This is a genomic window from Escherichia sp. MOD1-EC5433 (assembly GCF_002966005.1).
GTDB lineage: Bacteria > Pseudomonadota > Gammaproteobacteria > Enterobacterales > Enterobacteriaceae > Escherichia > Escherichia ruysiae.
Map to the genome: position 1 here is coordinate 249,742 of NZ_PTRL01000004.1, position 23,402 is coordinate 273,143.

24 protein-coding genes and 1 other annotated feature are annotated in these 23,402 nt (G+C 50.3%); of the genes, 8 read left to right on the top strand and 16 right to left on the bottom strand.

Annotated elements, in window-relative coordinates; genetic code table 11:
- Positions 1-50 precede the first annotated feature (50 nt).
- Positions 51-1,697, top strand: a complete 1,647-nt coding sequence (gene fadK / locus C3D30_RS10425) for a medium-chain fatty-acid--CoA ligase (protein ID WP_105286858.1) — start codon at positions 51-53, stop codon at positions 1,695-1,697.
- 55 nt (positions 1,698-1,752) lie between these two features.
- Here fadK and ppsA read toward each other — a convergent pair whose 3' ends face one another.
- A complete protein-coding gene (gene ppsA / locus C3D30_RS10430) occupies positions 1,753-4,131 on the bottom strand; it encodes a phosphoenolpyruvate synthase (protein WP_000069365.1) in 2,379 nt (792 codons plus the stop codon).
- 331 nt (positions 4,132-4,462) lie between these two features.
- Here ppsA and ppsR point away from each other — a divergent pair, with 331 nt between their 5' ends.
- The 3 genes from ppsR to hemP all read left to right on the top strand — a co-directional run bounded on the left by ppsR (position 4,463) and on the right by hemP (position 6,822).
- Positions 4,463-5,296 (top strand): posphoenolpyruvate synthetase regulatory kinase/phosphorylase PpsR, encoded by an 834-nt coding sequence (ppsR, locus tag C3D30_RS10440; protein WP_000368056.1) that lies wholly within the window; start codon positions 4,463-4,465, stop codon positions 5,294-5,296.
- Between the two features lie 156 nt (positions 5,297-5,452).
- Positions 5,453-6,499: a 3-deoxy-7-phosphoheptulonate synthase AroH gene (gene aroH / locus C3D30_RS10445; protein ID WP_001082211.1), complete on the top strand. Its 1,047-nt coding sequence runs from the start codon at positions 5,453-5,455 to the stop codon at positions 6,497-6,499.
- 131 nt (positions 6,500-6,630) lie between these two features.
- A complete protein-coding gene (hemP, locus tag C3D30_RS10450; protein ID WP_010349995.1) occupies positions 6,631-6,822 on the top strand; it encodes a hemin uptake protein HemP in 192 nt (63 codons plus the stop codon).
- A gap of 3 nt (positions 6,823-6,825) precedes the next feature.
- Here hemP and selO read toward each other — a convergent pair whose 3' ends face one another.
- From selO to thrS, 14 genes are all read right to left on the bottom strand, one after another.
- Positions 6,826-8,262, bottom strand: coding sequence for a protein adenylyltransferase SelO (gene selO, locus C3D30_RS10455; RefSeq protein ID WP_000175584.1), 1,437 nt, complete (start codon positions 8,260-8,262; stop codon positions 6,826-6,828).
- Between the two features lie 62 nt (positions 8,263-8,324).
- On the bottom strand, positions 8,325-9,038 hold the full coding sequence (locus tag C3D30_RS10460) for an EAL domain-containing protein (protein WP_016158169.1): 714 nt from the start codon (positions 9,036-9,038) through the stop codon (positions 8,325-8,327).
- Between the two features lie 240 nt (positions 9,039-9,278).
- Positions 9,279-9,743 (bottom strand): C40 family peptidase, encoded by a 465-nt coding sequence (locus C3D30_RS10465; RefSeq protein WP_001209771.1) that lies wholly within the window; start codon positions 9,741-9,743, stop codon positions 9,279-9,281.
- Between the two features lie 77 nt (positions 9,744-9,820).
- Entirely contained in the window at positions 9,821-10,570 is a 750-nt protein-coding gene (btuD, locus tag C3D30_RS10470; protein ID WP_000029455.1) for a vitamin B12 ABC transporter ATP-binding protein BtuD, read from the bottom strand.
- On the bottom strand, positions 10,570-11,121 hold the full coding sequence (gene btuE, locus C3D30_RS10475; protein WP_001154179.1) for a bifunctional thioredoxin/glutathione peroxidase: 552 nt from the start codon (positions 11,119-11,121) through the stop codon (positions 10,570-10,572). The genes btuD and btuE overlap by 1 nt, the downstream gene beginning before the upstream one ends.
- Before the next feature lie 62 nt (positions 11,122-11,183).
- Positions 11,184-12,164, bottom strand: coding sequence for a vitamin B12 ABC transporter permease BtuC (gene btuC / locus C3D30_RS10480; protein ID WP_105284808.1), 981 nt, complete (start codon positions 12,162-12,164; stop codon positions 11,184-11,186).
- A gap of 100 nt (positions 12,165-12,264) precedes the next feature.
- Entirely contained in the window at positions 12,265-12,564 is a 300-nt protein-coding gene (ihfA, locus tag C3D30_RS10485) for an integration host factor subunit alpha (RefSeq protein ID WP_001229265.1), read from the bottom strand.
- Positions 12,565-12,568: 4 nt separating this feature from the next.
- Positions 12,569-14,956, bottom strand: a complete 2,388-nt coding sequence (pheT, locus tag C3D30_RS10490) for a phenylalanine--tRNA ligase subunit beta (protein ID WP_105282746.1) — start codon at positions 14,954-14,956, stop codon at positions 12,569-12,571.
- A gap of 14 nt (positions 14,957-14,970) precedes the next feature.
- Positions 14,971-15,954, bottom strand: coding sequence for a phenylalanine--tRNA ligase subunit alpha (gene pheS, locus C3D30_RS10495; protein WP_000018588.1), 984 nt, complete (start codon positions 15,952-15,954; stop codon positions 14,971-14,973).
- Between the two features lie 208 nt (positions 15,955-16,162).
- Positions 16,163-16,287 (bottom strand) — a sequence feature (Phe leader region).
- A complete protein-coding gene (gene pheM, locus C3D30_RS10500; RefSeq protein ID WP_001386830.1) occupies positions 16,237-16,281 on the bottom strand; it encodes a pheST operon leader peptide PheM in 45 nt (14 codons plus the stop codon). Its footprint overlaps the feature before it by 45 nt.
- A gap of 116 nt (positions 16,288-16,403) precedes the next feature.
- The gene (gene rplT, locus C3D30_RS10505) at positions 16,404-16,760 is read right to left on the bottom strand and encodes a 50S ribosomal protein L20 (RefSeq protein ID WP_000124850.1); all 357 of its coding nucleotides are present in this window, start codon (positions 16,758-16,760) and stop codon (positions 16,404-16,406) included.
- 52 nt (positions 16,761-16,812) lie between these two features.
- The gene (gene rpmI, locus C3D30_RS10510; RefSeq protein ID WP_001124225.1) at positions 16,813-17,010 is read right to left on the bottom strand and encodes a 50S ribosomal protein L35; all 198 of its coding nucleotides are present in this window, start codon (positions 17,008-17,010) and stop codon (positions 16,813-16,815) included.
- 92 nt (positions 17,011-17,102) lie between these two features.
- Entirely contained in the window at positions 17,103-17,645 is a 543-nt protein-coding gene (infC, locus tag C3D30_RS10515) for a translation initiation factor IF-3 (RefSeq protein ID WP_001700733.1), read from the bottom strand.
- 3 nt (positions 17,646-17,648) lie between these two features.
- A complete protein-coding gene (gene thrS, locus C3D30_RS10520; RefSeq protein WP_001144184.1) occupies positions 17,649-19,577 on the bottom strand; it encodes a threonine--tRNA ligase in 1,929 nt (642 codons plus the stop codon).
- Between the two features lie 300 nt (positions 19,578-19,877).
- On the opposite strand from thrS, the gene yniD reads away from it, so the two are divergent.
- The gene (gene yniD / locus C3D30_RS10525; RefSeq protein WP_001142445.1) at positions 19,878-19,985 is read left to right on the top strand and encodes a small membrane protein YniD; all 108 of its coding nucleotides are present in this window, start codon (positions 19,878-19,880) and stop codon (positions 19,983-19,985) included.
- A 59-nt stretch (positions 19,986-20,044) separates the two neighbouring features.
- Here yniD and C3D30_RS10530 read toward each other — a convergent pair whose 3' ends face one another.
- Positions 20,045-20,803 (bottom strand): DUF481 domain-containing protein, encoded by a 759-nt coding sequence (locus tag C3D30_RS10530; RefSeq protein ID WP_000771389.1) that lies wholly within the window; start codon positions 20,801-20,803, stop codon positions 20,045-20,047.
- 286 nt (positions 20,804-21,089) lie between these two features.
- Here C3D30_RS10530 and pfkB point away from each other — a divergent pair, with 286 nt between their 5' ends.
- The 3 genes from pfkB (at position 21,090) to C3D30_RS10545 (ending at position 23,376) form a co-directional block, all read left to right on the top strand.
- Positions 21,090-22,022: a 6-phosphofructokinase II gene (gene pfkB, locus C3D30_RS10535; RefSeq protein WP_000251743.1), complete on the top strand. Its 933-nt coding sequence runs from the start codon at positions 21,090-21,092 to the stop codon at positions 22,020-22,022.
- A gap of 97 nt (positions 22,023-22,119) precedes the next feature.
- The gene (gene ghoS, locus C3D30_RS10540) at positions 22,120-22,410 is read left to right on the top strand and encodes a type V toxin-antitoxin system endoribonuclease antitoxin GhoS (protein WP_000896962.1); all 291 of its coding nucleotides are present in this window, start codon (positions 22,120-22,122) and stop codon (positions 22,408-22,410) included.
- 105 nt (positions 22,411-22,515) lie between these two features.
- Entirely contained in the window at positions 22,516-23,376 is an 861-nt protein-coding gene (locus C3D30_RS10545) for a fructosamine kinase family protein (RefSeq protein ID WP_000267675.1), read from the top strand.
- Positions 23,377-23,402: the final 26 nt, after the last annotated feature.

The following is a 23,402-nucleotide window of genomic DNA, read 5'->3' on the forward strand; positions in this document are numbered from 1 at the left end:
ATCCCACAGGCCCGCACATCGGGCCTGACGTTTTGTTTCGAGAGTCCAAAATGAAAGTGACATTAACGTTTAACGCGCAGCGTCGTGCAGCCTATCGGCAGCAAGGGTTATGGGGTGATGCTTCGCTGGCCGATTACTGGCAGCAGACCGCTCGTGCGATGCCAGACAAAATTGCCGTGGTCGATAATCATGGCGCAGCGTACACCTATAGCGCGCTCGATCAGGCCGCGAGCTGTCTGGCAAACTGGATGCTGGCGAACGGTATTGAAACCGGCGATCGCGTCGCATTTCAACTGCCCGGCTGGTGTGAATTTACCGTTATCTATCTCGCCTGCCTGAAAACCGGCGCAGTTTCCGTGCCGTTGTTGCCTTCCTGGCGAGAAGCGGAACTGGTGTGGGTGCTCAATAAGTGCCAGGCCAAAATGTTTTTTGCCCCGACGTTGTTTAAACAAACGCGTCCGGTAGATTTAATCCTGCCGCTGCAAAATCAGCTTCCACATCTGCAACAAATTGTCGGCGTGGACAAACTGGCTCCCGCCACATCGTCTCTCTCGTTAAGCCAGATTATTACCGATAATACCCCGCTGATGACGGCGATATCGGTTCACGGCGATGAATTAGCGGCGGTGCTGTTTACCTCCGGAACTGAAGGTATGCCAAAGGGCGTGATGCTGACACATAATAATATTCTCGCCAGCGAACGGGCATATTGTGCGCGGCTGAATCTGACCTGGCTGGATGTTTTTATGATGCCGGCACCGCTGGGTCATGCGACAGGTTTTCTGCATGGCGTAACGGCGCCGTTTTTGGTAGGCGCACGGAGCGTCTTGTTAGATATTTTCACCCCTGAAACCTGTCTCTCGTTGCTTGAGCAACAACGTTGCACCTGTATGCTCGGCGCAACGCCATTTGTCTATGACCTTTTGAATTTACTGGAAAAACAGCCCGCAGATCTTTCTGCGCTGCGTTTCTTTCTTTGCGGTGGCACCACGATCCCCAAAAAAGTGGCGCGAGAATGCCAACAACGCGGCATTAAATTGTTAAGTGTTTATGGCTCCACAGAAAGCTCGCCGCACGCGGTGGTGAATCTCGACGATCCGTTGTCGCGCTTTATGCATACCGATGGTTACGCTGCCGCTGGCGTGGAAATCAAAGTCGTCGATGACGCACGCAAGACCTTACCGGCCGGTTGTGAAGGTGAAGAGGCCTCGCGCGGCCCCAATGTGTTTATGGGTTATTTTGATGAACCTGAATTAACCGCCCGTGCGCTGGATGATAAAGGCTGGTATTACAGTGGCGATCTCTGTTGTATGGATGAGGCGGGTTATATAAAAATAACCGGACGCAAGAAAGATATTATTGTCCGTGGCGGAGAAAATATTAGCAGCCGTGAAGTAGAGGATATATTGTTACAGCATCCCAAAATTCATGATGCCTGCGTAGTTGCGATGCCCGATGAACGCTTAGGCGAACGCTCGTGTGCTTATATTGTATTAAAATCGCCACATCATTCATTATCGCTGGAAGATGTGGTGGCATTTTTTAGCCGTAAACGGGTAGCGAAATATAAATACCCTGAACATATTGTGATAACTGAAAAGTTACCCCGCACTGCATCCGGTAAAATACAAAAATTTTTGCTCAGAAAAGATATTATTCAGCGATTAACCGAGGGTTATTGCGCAATTACTGAATAAGACCCGTTTCCGCAAATAGCTAACCCCGGCGACATATTGTCGCCGGGGTTATATTTTATTTCTTCAGTTCAGCCAGACTTAACCAGGTTTGCACTACGGTGTCCGGGTTCAGAGACAGGCTGTCGATCCCCTCTTCCATCAACCATGCGGCAAAGTCTTCGTGGTCAGACGGCCCCTGACCGCAAATCCCGACGTATTTGCCCTGTTTCTTCGCGGCACGGATCGCCATCGACAACAGTGCTTTCACGGCATCGTTGCGCTCATCAAACAGTTCAGACACCACGCCGGAGTCACGATCCAGGCCAAGAGCCAGCTGCGTCATGTCGTTTGAGCCGATAGAGAAGCCGTCGAAATATTCGAGGAACTGTTCTGCCAGCAAGGCGTTGGACGGAATTTCACACATCATGATGATCTTCAGCCCGTTCTCACCACGTTTCAGCCCCTGACGCGCCAGTTCTTCAACCACCGCTTTCGCCTGGTCAACGGTACGCACGAACGGGATCATGATCTCAACGTTGGTTAACCCCATGTCGTTGCGCACACGTTTCACCGCTTCACACTCCAGCGCGAAGCAGTCGCGGAAGCTATCAGAAACGTAGCGACCGGCGCCACGGAAGCCCAGCATCGGGTTCTCTTCATGCGGCTCGTAACGCTCGCCACCGACCAGGTTTGCATATTCGTTGGATTTAAAATCAGAGAGACGGACAATGACGCGCTTCGGATAAAACGCAGCGCCCAGCGTCGCGATCCCTTCAGTCAGACGACCAACGTAAAATTCACGCGGGGAATCAAAGCCTTTCATCATCTCGCGGATTTCGTTTTGCAACTGCGGTTCCTGGTCGTCAAACTCAAGCAGTGCGCGCGGGTGAACGCCAATCATGCGGTTGATGATAAATTCCAGGCGCGCCAGACCTACGCCTTCATTTGGCAGACAGGCAAAGTCAAACGCACGATCCGGGTTACCGACGTTCATCATCACTTTCAGCGGCAGATCCGGCATGGTTTCCACGCTGGAGCTTTTCACGCTAAATTCCAGCAACTCAGCATAAACGTAACCGGTGTCGCCTTCAGCGCAGGAAACGGTGACCTTCTCACCGTCTTTCATCCGTTCAGTCGCATCGCCACACCCTACCACCGCCGGAATACCCAGTTCACGGGCGATGATCGCCGCGTGACAGGTACGTCCGCCACGGTTGGTGACGATGGCAGAGGCTTTCTTCATGATCGGTTCCCAGTCCGGGTCGGTCATGTCAGTGACCAGCACGTCGCCAGGTTCGATGCGGTTCATTTCGCTAATGTCATGGATGACTTTCACCGGCCCCGCGCCAATGCGATGACCGATAGCGCGGCCTTCGGCGATAATCTTGCCCTGTGAATGCAGCGTATAACGTTCCATGACCTGACCGCGTGAACGCACGGTTTCCGGACGTGCCTGCACAATAAACAGTTTGCCGGTGTGGCCATCTTTCGCCCACTCAATGTCCATCGGGCGACCGTAGTGTTTCTCAATTTGTACGGCCTGTTTTGCCAGTTCCTGCACTTCTTCGTTGGTCAGCGAGAAGATGTCACGTTGTTCCTGTGGCACATCTTCAATTTTAACCTGCTTGCCGTGCTCCTGAGTCGGCGCGTAGACCATGCGGATTTTTTTCGACCCCATGGTACGGCGCACGATAGCCGGGCGATTCGCCGCCAGCGTCGGTTTATGCACGTAAAACTCATCCGGGTTAACCGCGCCCTGCACAACCATCTCACCGAGACCCCATGCGGAAGTGATAAACACCACCTGGTCGAAACCGGATTCGGTATCAATGGAGAACATCACGCCAGAAGATGCGAGGTCGGAACGCACCATCCGCTGAACACCGGCTGAGAGCGCCACGCCACGGTGATCATACCCCTGGTGAACGCGATAAGAGATGGCGCGATCGTTAAACAGGGAAGCAAAGACATGCTTCACTGCCACCAGTACGGCGTCAAAACCCTGAACGTTGAGGAAGGTCTCCTGCTGACCGGCGAAGGAGGCGTCCGGCATGTCTTCTGCGGTGGCGGAGGAACGCACCGCAAAAGAGGCGTTTTCGTCATCGGCGGAAAGCTGTGCATAGGCTTCGCGGATGGCGTTTTCCAGCTCAGGCTGGAAGGGAGTGTCGATAATCCACTGGCGGATTTGCGCGCCTGCTTTCGCAAGCTGGGTAACATCGTCAATATCCGTTTTATCCAGCAGTTCATAAATGCGCTGGTTTACGCCGCTTTGATCCAGAAACTGGTTAAACGCATCGGCGGTGGTGGCGAAGCCATTCGGAACGGAAACGCCCATTCCGGAAAGGTTAGTAATCATTTCACCCAGGGAGGCATTTTTGCCCCCAACCCTGTCTACATCATTCATGCCGAGTTGGTTATACCAAAGCACCAGCGGTGACGAGCCATTGTTGGACATCGAACAATCCTTTTGTGATAAATGAACGGTTTGAGAAACACATTTCTGCGCATTTATCTTTGCATATTTAACCAGATGAAAAAAACGGTGAATCGTTCAAGCAAATATATTTTTTTACTTTTTAAGACTGATCCCAGCGTTGCGCAAATCTGTTATCTTCGATAATTCCCACATAAACCATCGGTATAAACGAAACCGAAAAATGAAATGCTGTTTTCATAAAAAATAAAATTAAAGGTTCATTTTATAAACCAGGCATAACGTTCTACGCTTCTGTACGTTTTTAATTTATGCTTTCATAGAATTATGTCTGCATCACGGGAAGAACAAAATGGATAATGCTGTTGATCGCCACGTTTTTTATATTTCTGATGGTACGGCAATAACTGCGGAGGTATTAGGACACGCAGTGATGTCGCAATTTCCCGTTACTATCAGCAGCATTACGCTGCCGTTTGTCGAAAATGAGAGCCGGGCGCGGGCGGTGAAAGACCAAATAGACGCGATTTATCAGCAAACAGGTGTGCGCCCACTGGTCTTCTACTCCATCGTGTTACCGGAAATTCGCGCCATCATCTTGCAAAGTGAAGGTTTTTGTCAGGATATCGTTCAGGCGCTGGTTGCCCCGCTACAACAAGAAATGAAGCTGGACCCGACACCGATTGCCCATCGAACCCACGGCCTGAATCCCAACAACCTTAATAAATATGATGCGCGCATTGCGGCGATTGATTACACCCTCGCTCATGATGACGGCATTTCGTTGCGAAATCTGGATCAGGCACAGGTGATCCTGCTCGGCGTTTCTCGTTGCGGTAAAACTCCCACCAGTCTGTATCTGGCGATGCAGTTTGGTATCCGCGCGGCAAACTACCCCTTTATTGCCGATGACATGGATAATCTGGTGCTTCCCGCGTCCCTTAAACCGCTACAGCATAAACTGTTCGGGCTAACCATCGACCCTGAGCGTCTGGCGGCTATTCGCGAAGAGCGTCGGGAAAACAGTCGCTATGCCTCGCTTCGTCAGTGTCGGATGGAAGTCGCGGAAGTAGAAGCGTTGTACCGTAAAAATCAGATCCCGTGGATCAACAGTACCAATTATTCGGTAGAAGAGATTGCCACCAAGATCCTCGATATCATGGGTCTTAGCCGGAGAATGTACTAGAAAACTAGTATAAGAGTTCGCTTTTTTGTTATTATGCCGTCAATTGAGCGAGGCGTAACCTGCCTCGCACTTGAAATCAGCAGGGATTGGTTTATCGTGATGCGCATCACTTCCCGGTAGTCCTGCCGTTGAAGCAACAAATTTCTGAGACTTGTAATGAACAGAACTGACGAACTCCGTACTGCGCGTATCGAGAGTCTGGTAACGCCCGCCGAACTCGCGCTACGGTATCCCGTAACGCCTGGCGTCGCCAGCCATGTCACCGATTCCCGCCGCAGAATTGAAAAAATACTGAATGGTGAAGACAAGCGACTGTTGGTCATTATTGGCCCCTGCTCGATCCACGATCTCACCGCTGCAATGGAGTACGCCACCCGTCTGCAGGCGCTGCGCAACCAGTACCAGTCACGGCTGGAAATCGTAATGCGCACCTATTTTGAAAAACCACGAACCGTTGTCGGCTGGAAAGGATTAATTTCCGATCCGGATTTAAACGGCAGCTATCGGGTAAATCACGGCCTCGAACTGGCGCGTAAGTTACTGTTGCAGGTAAATGAGCTGGGCGTTCCCACCGCGACCGAGTTTCTCGATATGGTGACCGGTCAGTTTATTGCTGACTTAATTAGCTGGGGCGCGATTGGCGCACGCACTACCGAAAGCCAGATCCACCGCGAAATGGCTTCCGCGCTCTCATGCCCGGTAGGCTTTAAAAATGGTACTGATGGCAACACGCGTATTGCCGTGGACGCGATTCGCGCGGCGCGCGCCAGCCATATGTTCCTCTCACCAGACAAAAACGGTCAGATGACCATCTATCAGACCAGCGGCAACCCGTATGGTCACATTATTATGCGCGGCGGCAAAAAGCCGAATTACCATGCCGATGATATCGCCGCCGCCTGCGATACGCTGCACGAGTTTGATTTACCTGAACATCTGGTAGTGGATTTCAGCCACGGCAATTGCCAGAAGCAGCATCGTCGCCAGTTAGAGGTTTGTGAGGATATTTGCCAGCAAATCCGCAATGGCTCTACCGCGATTGCCGGAATTATGGCGGAAAGTTTCCTGCGCGAAGGAACGCAAAAAATCGTCGGTGGTCAACCGCTCACTTACGGTCAGTCAATTACCGATCCGTGTTTAGGCTGGGAAGATACCGAACACCTGGTCGAAAAACTCGCCTCTGCGGTGGATACCCGCTTCTGAATACATGCCCGTTCCGTCTGGAATGGGCATTTCTGCTCAATAGCTTGTCTTATCAATGAATTATTACTTGCCCTGGCGCAAGATTGTATTGATAATAAGAATCATTGTTATATCAATTATTATTAGTTTTTATGAGCTATACGGATAGCAGCAGACTCACGCCTAAAACGGATGCAAGTCAGAAGGCCTCTTCCCCGCAGCCTGTTCGACGCATTGCCAGCCAGACACTGTTAGGTCCGGATGGCAAACTGATCATTGATCATGACGGACAAGAATATCTGCTCCGTAAAACCCAGGCTGGCAAACTGCTACTGACAAAGTAGCGTTTAACTTGAGCAGCTGACTTCCAGCCGTTTGCCCCAGTCCGGTGGACGGCTGACATAATCATCATCTCTGTCGCTGAAAGGATTTCGCAACGCCTCATGCAGGCGGTGTAATTCCGTCATATCGCCCTGTTCCGCCGCCTCAATGGCTCGTTGTGCTAGCCAGTTGCGCAACACCAACGCCGGATTGACGCTTTGCATAAGTTGCTGACGTTCGCTGTCGGTGACGTTATCTTGCTGCAAACGCGCCCGATAACGGGCAAACCAGTCATCAAATGCCGCACGATCAATAAACTCATCACGCAGTGGCGATGCCGGACTGCGCTGTTCAACCAGGCTAAGGATGCGAAATGTACGGGTATAGTCGCTGCGCTCTCGCGCCATCAAACTGAATAATTCATTCAGCAGCGCGTTATCTTCTTTTTGTTCCGTCATAAAGCCCAGTTTCTGCCGCATTCGTTGCCCATAATGTGTCAACAAAACCTGTTGATAGCTATCCAGCGCCGCATTGAGCGCATCCACAGCAATAAATGGCGACAATGTCTGTGCCAGACGCTGTAAATTCCACAACGCGACGGCAGGCTGATTATCAAAACTATAACGCCCCTGATGGTCAGAGTGATTACAGATAAAACCAGGCTCGTAATCATCGAGGAAGCCGAACGGCCCATAATCGAGCGTCAGTCCGAGAATCGACATGTTGTCAGTGTTCATAACACCATGAGCAAAACCGACTGTCTGCCAGTGAGCAATTAACGACGCGGTACGTGCGACAACATCGGTAAACCAGAGACGGTATTTATCCTCATCATCCTGAAGATGTGACCAGTAATGACGGATGGCGAAGTCAGCCAACTGGCGAACCTTTTCCGGCTCGCGGCGATAGTAAAAGTGTTCGAAGTGACCAAATCGCAGATGGCTTTGCGCCACGCGCATTAGCATCGCGCCTGATTCTACCGTTTCCCGGTAAACTGGCGTATCGCTGGTAACGATGCTTAAAGCGCGCGTCGTCGGAATGCCCAGATAATGCATCGCCTCACTGGCGAGACTTTCACGAATCGTAGAGCGTAATACCGCCCGTCCATCGCCCATGCGCGAATAAGGCGTCAGCCCCGCTCCTTTCAGATGCCAGTCCATTGTTGTGCCATCGGCAAGTTGTTGCTCACCGAGAAGAATGCCACGCCCGTCACCCAACTGGCCCGCCCAGACGCCAAACTGATGACCGCTGTAGACCTGCGCCAGTGGCGACATGCCAGGCAGTAATGTTTCTCCCCCCCAGACGCCAGCACCACGTTCAAACAGCGACGATGGAATACCCAGCGTGTTAGCCAGTTCAGCATTATGCCAAATCAGCCGGGCATTATTTAAAGGCGTGGGGGAAAGTGCTGTATAAGTTGCTGGCAATTCATCGCGCCAGCGGGTAATAAAAGACAGGGTCATAGATCCTCCTGTCTGATAGTGTAGACGGTTACCCTCATCTTAAACACCAGCAAACAAAAGGGTTATCGCTGAACCAGCGTTGTTACCTGACTGACGGGAACAGCAGGCCATAAGCATCCTTGTAGGGCATGAAAACCATACGGTGTGATTCGCGCCAACATTTCTGAGGTATCGATACCTGCCGCAATGATATAGCTGCAACAAGGCGAAATTTGCGTATGAATAGCACGAATAAATGGCGCGAAGGATGTATTAGCTATTTGTTGCTTAACAAAGCCTTTATCCAACATAACTCGAGTGAAAAGACCATCAAATATTGCTTTCATGTTGCTGTTGCCCGCACCTAAATTCCCCAACACCAACGGAGAAATTTGTGATAAGCGCAAGAGATTACAATTGTCTTTTCCTTCATTAAGTTGTGGATAATTTTCATTAATCCGCAATTCAATGAAAGGGAATTTTAATAGTTGGTCTGCGTAATTATTAGCACCTAATAATAATCTTGCTACTTGTGGCGTCAAATTAATCCATGCGAAAAATTTGTGTTGAATAAAAAAATGTTGGCATGATTTAAGTAATTCTAGCTGCTCGGCAAATAGCTGCCAATGCTGTTCCTCGGAAAGCTGCGCCATAACCCGCGTCGTCGGGATGCGAACCATACCGTCTTCACTGGAGAAATGGGTTATTAATTCAACCCCAACAAGATTTTGCCGGCTATCTCTTATCGGCAGGAAATAGCAATCAGAATGATAAACATTATCCAGTAAAATCTTCATGGTAATCGCCCTTCTCCAGAAATATTTTTACAAATCCGGCTAAAAAGGATGAGACCATAAAACATAAAAAAAACAGAAAGGATAACTTTCATTTGTTCCTTGTTAACCACTTTTTCATGGGTCCTTTTTTAGATTATTCTAATTATAAACGAATATTCCATTTACGGAATTTTTGTCTGAAAAATACTACGGTATTCAGAAGTAAAAGGACGATGACACATCACCGTCCTTTTCGACATACTAGATTCTTCTCGCTTGCCAGAAATTTTTCTGCCAGTAAACATTATCAAGGGAAGAGCGCATCACCCCTTTGCTGGTAGAGGCGTGAATAAATTGGTTATTGGTATCATAAATACCCACATGTAAACCATTTTGCCCAGAGCCGGTTTTGAAGAAAACCAGATCGCCTGGCAGCAACTCGTCTTTATCAATTTGAGTACCGATAGAGGCCTGTTGCTTTGTTTCACGCGGCAACTGCAAATCGAAACGATCGCGCATCGTTACGACCACAAAGCCTGAGCAGTCAACCCCACGACGACTCATACCACCATAACGATAAGGTGTGCCATGCCAGCTTTGTAGTTGATCGTTCAAACCGGCAATCACGGTAATAGAGTCAGAAAGTCTGGCGTTTGGTGGCGGCGCTTTATGATGGCTACACCCAGCCAGAAACAGTGCTGTGATTAAAATAAGGCAGAAACGCATTCCGTACGAATCCTCTGTTTTTTATTCTTGCATTAATTTAGCGTCGAAATTACCCGATTTTCAAGATGCTATTGTTATCAGGCAGTCGAAATCAGCATTCTGTGACCTTCAATGTCCAGACGGCGGAAATTCATCCCATAGGCCTGCGCCAGATTAGGCGGTGTCAGAACTTCCTCCCGGCGTCCACTGGCCAGCAATTTCCCGCCTTTTAGCAGCCACGCACGATGCGCGTGACGCAATGTGTGATTAAGGTCGTGACTGCTCATCACAATCGCCAGTCCTTGCTGGCACAGCGCGCTCAGAATTTTGTCTAACGCACTTTGTTGGGCAACGTCAAGGCTGTTCATGGGTTCATCGAGAAGCAGCAATTGCCCTACAGGATTGGCTTGCGGCGTGATTTGCAGCACCACCGCAGCAAGACGTACGCGTTGCCATTCACCACCGGAAAGTTGATTGGTGCTACGTCCGAGCTTGTCATCAAGAGCCAGCGCCCCAGCGACATCATTTAGCAGATCGCTACGCGTTTTATCATGCTGATGCAGGGTCAGGTAATGCCAGACCGGCATAGCAAATGGCGGTGTTTGTTGTTGCGAAAGATAGGCGCGATGCAGCGCGAGTTTTGTTGCGGACCATGCTTCCAGTGGTTGCCCCGCGAACTGAATGCTTCCCTTACCGCTGGTCATTCCGGCCATTCGCGCCAGCAAGGTACTCTTACCCGCGCCGTTTGGCCCCACCAGATGCAGGATCTCCCCTGCCCGAACTTCACCCGAAAGCGGCCCCAGGCGGGTTGATTCCGCTACATCCTGCAACTGCATCACAATAGACATTATTTTGCCAACGCCAGTTTAATACTTTCCATTACAATGGGATCTTCCGGCGTCATATCCGGGGAAAAACGCTGGATGACCTTGCCGTCCCTGCCTACCAGGAATTTCTCAAAATTCCATAAAATATCATCAGGATACAGTGGCGCACGTCCCTTACTGGCCATGCGCGCATAGAATCCGCTTTCTTCCGGCGCGACTGCGGTCGGCGCTGCGGCAATCAGTTTTTGATACAGCGGATGGCGACCTTCACCATTGACCTCAATCTTACTGAACATCGGGAACGTCACTCCCCAGGTGGTTGTACAGTAAGTTTTAATCTCTTCATCACTGCCCGGCTCTTGCTCAAGAAACTGGTTGCACGGGAATCCCAGTACGACAAAACCACGATCGGCCCAGGCTTTCTGAATATTCTCCAGCTGCTCATATTGCGGCGTTAAGCCACACTTTGAGGCAACATTGACAATCAACAGTACATTACCGGCATATTTCTCCAGCGTGGTCACTTCACCGTCGATATCCTTCACTACGGTCGTCAGAATGGAATCTTGCATCGTGTCTCCTGGATGTGGTCAGTAAAAATCTTAGCTTTTAATCATAGACCTTCTTTTTACGGCTAACGTCCTGCTTTTAACAATAGCCAGATAAACACCGGTGCGCCCAACGTAGCGGTGACTACACCAATTGGCAGCTCGGCGGAAACCAGTGCCAGACGAGCGACGACATCAGCGAGTAGCAATGCCGTAGCGCCTGCCAGAGCACAGCCAGGAAGTAAAACACGGTGATCGGTTAACCCGCACAGCCGCAGAATATGCGGGATCACCAGACCAATAAATCCAATAGCACCAGCAAGCGCCACACTGACGCCGACCATCCAGCCGGTCGCTGCTACCAGCACATTGCGCCAGAACCAAAGAGGCAGCCCCAGCTGTCGCGCCGAGACCTCACCAAGAGCTAACATATTCATCGGTCTGGACTGACAGCAAATCCACAACAATACCGGGATCAACGCTACCATCAGCCAGCTTTGCCGCCAGTCAACACCGCCAAAGCCGCCCATCATCCAGTACATTAACTGGCGCAAATCAACCGATGTGGAAAAGTAGATAGCCCACGTCATTAATGCACTACAGATAATCCCTAATGCAACTCCCGCCAGCAATAATCGGCTGGTCGAAAGATGACGGCGGGCAAAACGCAGGAGAATTAAAGTGATAATGAGTGCACCAGCAATGGCACAAAGCCCCAGCGCCCACTCAGGTAATTGCCCGTGCCCCAGCAATACAGCAGCAATAAGCCCTACACCAGCGCCATTAGAGACGCCGAGTAACCCGGGTTCTGCAAGCGGGTTTTCAAATAACGCCTGCATTACTGCGCCGGATAACGCCAGCGCCGCACCAACCAGCAATACAGCCAGCGTGCGTGGAAGACGTATTTGCCAGACAAAAAGCTCGCCTCGGGGGGTAAACCAGTCAGTTGGTGAGATCCATTGTTCACCAGCACAAAGGCTTAAAAGAAGCGCCAGCAGCATTAATACTGACAGGCTAAATAACCAGCGTACATTTTGTCGCTGTTGTTGGCGGGCTAGTGTCAGCATGGTATCCGTTCAGCTGCAGAGTAATGCTGTTGATTTTACGGTGACTCGCCGGGAGTGAAAAGAAAAAAGGCCGCAGAGCGGCCTTTTTAGTTAGATCAGATTACTCGTCTTTGGGCGAAGCGTTTTCGACACGGCTCTTTAACTTCTGTCCGGGTCTGAAGGTCACCACGCGCCGTGCTGTAATGGGAATATCTTCGCCCGTTTTCGGGTTACGTCCCGGGCGTTGATTCTTATCACGCAGATCGAAGTTACCAAAACCAGAGAGTTTCACCTGTTCGCCGTTTTCCAGAGCGCGACGGATCTCTTCGAAAAACAGTTCAACCAGTTCTTTGGCATCCCGCTTGCTAAGCCCAAGCTTATCAAACAGATATTCTGACATTTCAGCTTTTGTAAGCGCCATAGGTTCAATCCCTCAATGATGCCTGGAATCGCTCTTTTAATGCCTCTACACATTTGGCGACGGTAGCGGCAATCTCCTCTTCTTCAAGTGTACGGCTGGTATCTTGCAGGATCAGGCTAATGGCGAGGCTCTTATACCCCTCCGCAACACCCTTACCACGGTACACGTCAAATAAGTTTACGCCAACTACCTGATTTACGCCAACTTTCTTACATTCGGATAAAATATCCGCTGCGGGAACGTTTTCTGCGACCACAACCGCGATGTCACGACGGTTCGCCGGGAAGCGAGAAATCTCACGCGCCTGAGGCACCACGCGGTCTGCGAGCTTGTTCCACTCCAGTTCAAACACCAGAGTGCGACCGTTAAGATCCAGTTTACGTTCCAGTTCAGGATGAACAACCCCAACAAAACCAATACGTTCACCTTTCAGATAAATCGCTGCGGATTGTCCCGGATGCAGTGCTGGATTCGCTTCTGCACGGAACTCAACGTCAGCCAGTTTACCGGTCAGGTCGAGAACGGATTCAAGATCGCCTTTCAAATCATAGAAATCAACGGTCTCTTTTGCCAGGTTCCAGTGCTCTTCGTAACGGTTACCGCAAATCACACCAGCTAACATCAGATCCTGACGAATGCCCAACGGTGCCTGAGTATCCGGCACGAAACGCAGACCGCTTTCGAAAATACGCACACGGTTTTGCTGACGGTTCTGGTTGTACACCACGGTTGCCAGCAGGCCAGTCCACAGAGAAAGACGCATTGCCGACATTTCAACGGAAATCGGGCTTGGCAGCAGTAAGGCTTCAACGCCCGGATGGATCATCTGTTGAACTTTCGGATCAACGAAGCTGTAAGTGATCACTTCCTGATAGCCTTTGTCGTTGAGCAGCGTTTTCACGCGCTTGAGTGACAGGTCAGCTTCACGATGAGTGCCCATAATCAGGCTCGCCTGTACTGGCTCATCCGGGATGTTGTTGTAGCCGTAAACACGCGCCACTTCTTCGACCAGATCTTCTTCAATCTCCATGTCGAAACGCCAGCTTGGCGCAACAGCCTGCCACTCGTCCTTGCCTTCGGTCACTTCACAGCCGAGACGACGCAGAATGTCAGTCACCTGTTCATCAGCAATATGATGGCCGATCAGGCGATCCAGTTTGCTACGACGAAGAGTGATGGTCGCACGCTTCGGCAGCGTTGCTTCGTTAGTGATATCGATAATCGGGCCAGCTTCACCGCCGCAGATGTCAATCAGCAGACGGGTCGCACGTTCCATCGCTTTGTGCTGCAGTGCCGGATCAACACCACGCTCGTAACGATGAGACGCATCGGTATGCAGACCATGACGGCGAGCACGACCGGTGATAGACAGCGGGCTGAAGAAAGCACATTCCAGCAGGACGTTCTGCGTTTCTTCATTTACGCCAGAGTGTTCGCCACCGAAAATGCCGCCCATCGCCAGCGCCTTGTTGTGGTCGGCAATGACCAGGGTGTCAGCATTCAGCTTCGCTTCAGTACCGTCGAGCAGCACCAGCGTTTCACCCTCTTTCGCCATCCGCACTACAATGCCGCCTTCAATACGATCTTTATCGAAAGCGTGCATCGGCTGGCCCAGTTCGAGCAGCACATAGTTGGTCACGTCAACTACCGCATCAATAGAACGAATACCGCAGCGACGCAGTTTTTCTTTCATCCACAGCGGGGTTGGCGCTTTAACATTAATGCCTTTAACCACACGACCAAGATAACGCGGGCAGGCTTCCGGCGCTTCTACTGCAATCGGCAGCGTGTCGTCGATGGTCGCACCAACCGGAACGATTTCCGGTTCAATCAGCGGTAGCTGATTCAGCACAGCCACGTCACGCGCAACACCAATGATGCCTAAGCAGTCGGCACGGTTTGGCGTAACGCTGATTTCGATAGTGTTGTCATCAAGTTTCAGGTATTCGCGGATGTCGGTGCCAATTGGCGCATCCGCTGGCAGTTCGATAATGCCGTTGTGATCGTCAGAAATACCCAGCTCAGAGAAGGAGCACAGCATCCCTTCAGACGGTTCGCCACGCAGTTTCGCCGCTTTAATTTTGAAATCACCTGGCAGAACAGCACCAATAGTCGCTACCGCCACACGCAGCCCCTGACGGCAGTTTGGCGCACCGCAGACGATATCCAGCAGGCGATCGCCGCCAACATTGACTTTCGTCACACGCAGTTTGTCCGCGTTCGGATGCTGGGCACACTCAACCACTTCACCGACAACCACGCCGTGGAAGCTACCTGCAACGGGTTCTACACCGTCAACTTCCAGACCCGCCATGGTGATTTGATTCGCCAGCGCGTCGCTATCAATCGCTGGGTTCACCCATTCGCGTAACCACAGTTCACTGAATTTCATAATCTATTCCTGCCTTATTTAAACTGTTTGAGGAAACGCAGATCGTTTTCGAAGAATGAACGCAGGTCGGTGACGCCATAACGCAACATGGTCAGACGCTCCATTCCCATCCCGAAGGCGAAACCAGAGTAAACTTCCGGGTCGATACCAACGTTACGCAGCACGTTCGGATGCACCATCCCACAACCCAGCACTTCCAGCCATTTGCCGTTTTTACCCATGACGTCGACTTCTGCAGACGGTTCGGTGAACGGGAAATAGGAAGGACGGAAACGAATTTGCAAATCTTCTTCAAAGAAGTTACGCAGGAAGTCGTGCAACGTGCCTTTCAGGTTGGTAAAGCTGATGTTGGTATCAACAATCAGACCTTCCATCTGATGGAACATCGGCGTGTGGGTCTGGTCGTAGTCGTTACGATAAACACGTCCAGGCGCGATGATACGAATCGGCGGCTGCTGAGCTTTCATGGTACGGATCTGTACGCCAGACGTCTGAGTACGTAGCAGGCGGGTTGCATCAAACCAGAAAGTGTCGTGGTCAGCGCGCGCTGGGTGGTGACCAGGAATGTTCAGAGCATCGAAGTTATGATAATCATCTTCGATTTCCGGCCCGGTCGCCACGGTAAAGCCAAGCTCACCGAAGAAACTTTCGATACGGTCGATGGTACGGGTCACCGGATGCAGACCGCCATTTTCAATACGGCGACCAGGCAGGGAGACATCAATAGTTTCTGCCGCCAGACGCGCATTCAGCGCCGCGCTTTCCAGTTCAGCTTTACGCGCATTCAACGCCTGCTGCACCTGCTCTTTCGCTTCGTTGATAACCGCACCGGCTGCCGGGCGTTCTTCTGGCGGCAGTTCACGCAGGGTCGTCATCTGAAGGGTTAAGTGCCCTTTTTTACCCAAATATTCGACGCGCACATTGTCTAACGCGGCAACATCTGACGCCTGGCTAATGGCCGCCTTCGCACTGGCAACCAGTTCTGCGAGATGTGACATGGTTTTCCTCATTGTGTCAGTGGTGACACTGGTTCGTTGGACTTAGAGCCTATCCCATCAGACTATTTTACTTGCCATTTTGTCCTGGGCAGTGCTCGAAATCCTCACGTACTTAAGTACGCTCCGGTTTCTCCGCGCTGGCCGTGTCCAAACTGGCTGCGACAATTACGCCTGATGAGACAGGCTTTTTATTTCTCAAAACGCGCATACAAAAAAAGCCTCCACTGGGAGGCTTTCAGGCGCTGTTTTCCGTTTCTCTTCTCACGCGCTAGCCTCCTGGAGTCAGGTGCTAAAGTAAAAAAAGAAGCGGAAAATAGCAGCATTCATTGCTTGCGTTACCTTTTGGTACTCTTCAAAAGACCTTTATTGAAAAGGCTACGGCGATAAAAGTCAATGTTCTGATAGTGTTGAAACGAAAAGAGGGAGACTAGCTCCCTCTTCCAACTGGCTTATGCCAGAGCTGCTTTCGCTTTTTCAACCAGAGCGGTGAACGCTACTTTGTCGAATACTGCGATATCAGCCAGGATCTTACGGTCGATTTCAACAGAGGCTTTTTTCAGGCCATTGATGAATTTGCTGTAAGAAATACCGTTCTGACGTGCTGCTGCGTTGATACGCGCAATCCACAGTTGACGGAACTGACGCTTACGTTGACGACGGTCACGGTAAGCATACTGACCAGCTTTGATAACAGCCTGGAAGGCAACGCGGTATACGCGAGAACGCGCACCGTAGTAACCTTTAGCTTGTTTCAAAATTTTCTTGTGACGTGCGCGTGCAATAACACCACGTTTTACGCGAGCCATATGTGCTCTCCTGTATCTATATTCTAATTAAAAAGTTAAAAACGTTAACGGCTTATGCGTACGGCAGGCACGCGATTACCAGACCCAGATCGCCTTTGGAAACCATGGCTTTCGGACGCAGGTGACGTTTACGTTTGGTCGCTTTTTTGGTCAGAATGTGACGCAGGTTAGCGTGCTTGTGCTTAAAACCACCTTTACCGGTTTTTTTGAAGCGCTTAGCAGCACCGCGTACGGTCTTAATTTTTGGCATTTTAATAACTTCCACTTCGCATTGTTGATAAACAGAAACAAAGGCGAATCACCCTGTGAGCCGAAGCCCACAGGAATGATTACTTGATGGCCTTACTGTTTCTTCTTAGGAGCGAGCACCATGATCATCTGGCGGCCTTCGATCTTCGTTGGGAAGGATTCGACCACTGCCAGTTCTTGCAAATCGTCTTTCACGCGATTAAGCACTTCCATACCGATTTGCTGGTGCGCCATCTCACGACCACGGAAACGCAGTGTGATTTTGGCTTTGTCACCCTCTTCCAGAAAGCGAATCAGGCTGCGGAGTTTTACCTGATAGTCGCCTTCATCTGTACCAGGACGGAATTTGATTTCCTTAACCTGGATAACTTTTTGCTTTTTCTTCTGTTCCTTAGAAGACTTGCTCTTTTCATAGAGGAATTTGCCGTAATCCATGATACGACAAACCGGCGGCTCGGCGTTAGGGCTGATCTCGACTAAGTCTACTCCGGCTTCTTCTGCTTTCTCCAGAGCTTCTCTCAGACTCACAATACCAAGCTGCTCGCCTTCCAGACCTGTTAAGCGAACTTCCTGGGCGCGAATTTCGCCATTGATACGGTTAGGGCGCGCCGTTTGAACTCGTTTTCCGCCTTTAATACCTTATTCCTCCAATTGTTTAAGACTGCGGCTGCGAATCTCTTGTTGCAGCTTCTCGATCACTTCATTTACGTCCATGCTTCCCAGGTCTTTACCACGGCGGGTGCGAACGGCAACTTTGCCTGATTCCACCTCTTTATCACCACAGACCAGCATATATGGGACGCGACGCAAAGTGTGCTCGCGGATTTTAAAGCCAATCTTCTCATTTCTCAAGTCTGCTTTAACACGAATGCCCGCATTTGATAGTTTTTGCGTCAATTCGTTAACGTATTCAGACTGAGAATCGGTAATATTCATGATAACAACCTGCACTGGCGCAAGCCAGGTCGGGAAGAAACCAGCGAACTCTTCGGTCAGGATACCAATGAAACGTTCCATTGACCCCAGAATTGCGCGGTGAATCATTACCGGAACCTTACGCTCGTTGTCTTCGCCTACATAAGAGGCGCTCAGACGAGACGGCAAGGAGAAGTCCAGCTGTACTGTACCGCACTGCCATGCACGATCGAGGCAGTCATACAGGGTAAATTCAATTTTCGGACCGTAGAAAGCGCCTTCACCCAGTTGATATTCAAACGGGATGTTGTTTTCTTCCAGCGCAACCGCCAGATCCGCCTCAGCACGATCCCACATTTCGTCGCTGCCAATACGTTTTTCAGGACGAGTGGAAAGTTTGACCACGATTTTTTCGAAGCCAAAAGTGCTGTACATATCATAGACTAAACGGATACATCCGTTAACTTCATCGCGAATTTGTTCTTCAGTACAGAAGATATGCGCGTCATCCTGGGTAAAACCACGTACACGCATCAGGCCATGCAGAGAACCTGACGGCTCGTTACGGTGGCAGCTACCGAACTCGGCCATACGCAGCGGCAGATCGCGATACGACTTCAGCCCTTGGTTGAAAATTTGTACGTGACCCGGGCAGTTCATCGGCTTAATGCAGTATTCACGGTTCTCTGAAGAGGTGGTGAACATTGCATCTTTGTAGTTGTCCCAGTGACCGGTTTTTTCCCACAGGACGCGGTCCATCATGAACGGACCTTTTACTTCCTGATACTGGTACTCTTTCAGTTTAGAACGAACGAATACTTCCAGTTCACGGAAGATTGTCCAGCCGTCGTTGTGCCAGAATACCATACCCGGCGCTTCTTCCTGCATATGATACAGGTCAAGCTGTTTGCCGATTTTACGGTGATCGCGTTTAGCGGCTTCTTCCAGGCGCTGCAGGTAAGCGTTGAGGGCTTTTTTGTCTGCCCACGCAGTACCGTAAATACGCTGCAACATTTTGTTGTTGCTGTCGCCGCGCCAGTAAGCGCCTGCCGTTTTCATCAGTTTGAAATGATGGCAGAAACGCATATTCGGTACGTGCGGACCACGGCACATATCGACATATTCTTCATGGAAATAGAGGCCAGGCTGGTCATCATGGGCAATATTTTCGTCCAGGATGGAGACTTTATAGCTCTCGCCGCGTTTAACAAACGTTTCACGCGCTTCGTGCCAGCTGACTTTCTTCTTAATGACGTCGTAGTTTTTCTCAGCAAGCTCATGCATCCGCTTCTCGAGTGCTTCGACATCTTCCTGGGTTAACGTGCGGTCAAGATCAACGTCGTAATAGAAACCGTTGTCAATAACCGGGCCGATTGCCATTTTGGTATGCGGCCAAAGTTGTTTAATCGCGTGCCCTAACAGGTGCGCGCAGGAGTGACGAATGATCTCCAGACCTTCTTCGTCTTTTGCGGTAATGATCGACAGTTGTGCGTCGTCTTCAATCAGATCGCAAGCATCAACCAGCTCGCCATTTACACGCCCTGCGATACAGGCTTTCGCCAGACCTGGACCAATGTCCAGCGCAACATCCATGGGACTTACAGCGTGGTCGTAATGGCGTTGGCTGCCATCAGGAAGAGTAATAACAGGCATGTTATATCCTTATTTGCAGTGGTGACCCATACGCAAGATCACATACAAAGATTCATATGAAATTTACCAAAAAGGTTTGGGCTGATTCCCGCTTCACTCTGCGAAATATGTCATAACATGCTGATTAGCGATGCCAGACCTACACCCACTTTCTGATAATACCGTCTGGCAGTTTACACGGTATTTGTTATCGGGCAAAGCGGCAATCATCATGATCGAAATGATATAAATCAATACAGGCAACGCCTGCCCATTTTGTTACACTCGGATATTGACCACTCGAAATACGCAGGAAAACACATGCCGACAAAACGTTTTGACAAAAAACACTGGAAGATGGTGGTGGTGTTGCTGGCTATTTGTGGCGCAATGCTGTTACTGCGTTGGGCGGCAATGATTTGGGGTTGAATGGTAAAATGCGATTAGCTAACGAAAAAGCCAGACCGCTCGTCGCGGCCCGGCAGTAATTACATTTTATATCCCAGCGATAACGTTGTTCGGCGATCAGTATGTTCTGGAGCCGATTCAGGCGGTTCAGAGTTCCATGTAACGTTGTACGCCACCTTTAGACCGAAATGTTCATTAATAGCCACATTTAACGCGCTTTCCGAGTTCAGCGTCGTATCTTCCGCGCCAAAGACGGAAACGCCCTGGGTAATTTTCGCGTTGTCGGTCAACTGCCACGCGTAAGCCCCGGAAGCATAACCCAGCGGCTGGGTTTTACTGGCATTGTCGGTATATTTGTCGTAACGCACGCCAGGACCGAATTCAAAGCGGAAGCTGTGTACCGGACCATTCAAAAACTGGCGACCATAACCCGCAGTCAGCACATCGCGTTCGCGATAACCGTTATAGCGGTCTGTCAGCCAGCTTGCCTGACCAAATAAATAGTCATAGTCAGTTAAATTAAAACGGCTACGCCCGCCCGCCGCATATTTTTCCGAAGAACGCTCATCGTTAGAAGAAGTATTACTGGCATTCCCCCACAGCGACCAGGCAGTAGAATGCCCATACCAGGTCATAGTGGTATCAGCCGTTAGTGAAGAACTTTTCGTGTTACCTGATTGTGCAAGGTAGCCTGCATTCAGATTACCTTCAAAAGGTTTTTTGGCGCTGGCAGGATCGTCCATGACAGTAAAAACGGAATCATCGGCAGCTGCATTCAGAGACGCAAACATACCCCCCGCCAGCATAACGATGGCAGGAACTGTCTTCAAAAGCTTCATTTATTAAAAGTCCGTACAACAAAAAAAGAGACCATCGCGGTCCCGGAAACTTTCTTAAGGATCAAAGAGTAGCGTCCCTGGAAAGGTGACAAATTATAAAAAGGAGTGAAAAACTTAGCAACGACTTCTTATTTCATTTTTTGAATAAGCACATTACGAAAACAAATATTTATTTATATATCTTCATCTTATTATTTTCATATAAATATCCAATAAATCATATTGTTAATTTCTTCACTTTCCACTGATTCAGTGCCAGACTGAAATCAGCCTATAGGAGGAAATGATGGTACGTATCTATACGTTGACACTTGCGCCCTCTCTCGATAGCGCAACAATTACCCCGCAAATTTATCCCGAAGGAAAACTGCGTTGTACCGCCCCGGTGTTCGAGCCTGGTGGCGGCGGTATTAACGTCGCCCGCGCCATTGCTCACCTTGGTGGGAGCGCCACGGCAATCTTCCCGGCTGGCGGAGCGACTGGCGAACATCTGGTTTCACTGCTGGCTGATGAAAATGTCCCGGTTGCGACCGTCGAAGCAAAAGACTGGACCCGCCAGAATCTGCACGTACATGTGGAGTCTACAGGTGAGCAGTACCGATTTGTCATGCCTGGCGCGACATTAAGTGACGATGAATTTCGTCAACTTGAAGAGCAAGTTCTGGAAATTGAATCTGGAGCCATCCTGGTCATCAGCGGAAGCCTGCCCCCAGGTGTGAAGCTGGAAAAATTAACTCAGCTTATTTCCGCTGCGCAAAGACAAGGGATTCGCTGCATCGTCGACAGTTCTGGCGAGGCTTTAAGTGCAGCCCTGGCCATTGGCAATATTGAACTGGTTAAGCCTAACCAGAAAGAGCTCAGTGCACTGGTTAACCGCGAACTCACCCAACCTGATGATGTGCGCAAAGCCGCGCAGGAAATCGTTAATAGCGGTAAGGCCAGGCGGGTTGTCGTTTCCCTTGGTCCGCAGGGCGCGCTGGGAGTGGACAGCGAAAACTGTATTCAGGTCGTGCCACCACCGGTGAAAAGCCAGAGTACCGTCGGTGCAGGCGACAGCATGGTCGGCGCGATGACGCTGAAACTGGCGGAAAATGCCTCTCTTGCAGAGATGGTCCGTTTTGGGGTCGCTGCGGGCAGCGCCGCCACGCTCAATCAGGGAACCCGCCTGTGCTCCCATGATGATACGCAAAAAATTTACGCTTACCTTTCCCATTCATAGAGATATTCCCCCAATATTGGGGGAATCACCATAAACCTGTCGACAACGCGTTTCTCCGACTATGCTAAAAAATCACGTGATAACAAAGAGGTGAATTATGGCTGGTGGCGATCTTGTCCGTTATGTCATTACTGTCATGTTGCATGAAGACACATTAACTGAAATTAATGAGTTAAATAACTTTCTGACACGCGACGGTTTTTTACTGACCATGACGGATGATGACGGAAATATCCATGAGCTGGGAACGAACACCTTTGGGCTTATCAGTACTCAAAGTGAAGATGAAATAAGAGAGCTGGTTGCCGCACTCACCCAAAGCGCCACAGGCAAAGACCCAGAGATCATAATCACCACCTGGGAGGACTGGCATAGCAACAGAAAATAAATGGTTTTTGGGCAATAATCAGTCTGTGGTGTGCGTTAGCTCGTGTTTTTGCACCGCATTCCTGCGCTAACCTTATGATCTGGCAGACAACATGGGAGAGACATCATGTGGCAGGCAATCAGTCGTCTTTTGAGCGAGCAGTTAGGTGAAGGCGAAATCGAACTGCGTAATGAACTGCCTGGCGGAGAAGTCCATGCCGCATGGCATTTACGCTATGCAGGACGTGACTTTTTCGTCAAATGTGATGAAAGGGAACTGCTTTCCGGTTTTACCGCCGAAGCCGACCAACTGGAATTACTGTCGCGCAGTAAAACCGTCACCGTGCCTAAAGTCTGGGCTGTTGGCGCTGACCGCGACTACAGTTTTTTGGTGATGGACTATCTCCCGCCTCGCCCGTTGGATGCACATAACGCATTTATTTTAGGACAGCAAATTGCGCACCTGCATCAATGGAGTGACCAGCCGCAATTTGGCCTCGATTTTGACAACGCACTTTCCACTACTCCACAACCCAACACCTGGCAACGTCGCTGGTCAACGTTCTTTGCTGAACAACGTATTGGCTGGCAACTGGAACTGGCGGCAGAAAAAGGGATCGCCTTCGGCAATATCGACGCCATCGTCGAGCATATTCAGCAGCGTCTGAGTTCACATCAGCCACAGCCTTCACTGTTACACGGTGATTTATGGTCCGGCAACTGCGCTCTGGGCCCGGAGGGGCCGTATATATTCGACCCTGCCTGTTACTGGGGCGACAGAGAGTGCGATCTGGCGATGTTACCGCTGCATACCGAACAGCCGCCACAAATCTATGACGGCTATCAGTCCGTTTCACCGCTACCGGCAGATTTCCTCGAACGTCAGCCGATTTACCAACTCTACACGTTACTTAACCGTGCAAGGTTGTTTGGCGGCCAGCATTTGGTTATTGCCCAGCAGTCACTGGATAGATTGTTAGCTGCGTGATGTGGATTGATGATAATGGCCGCTCC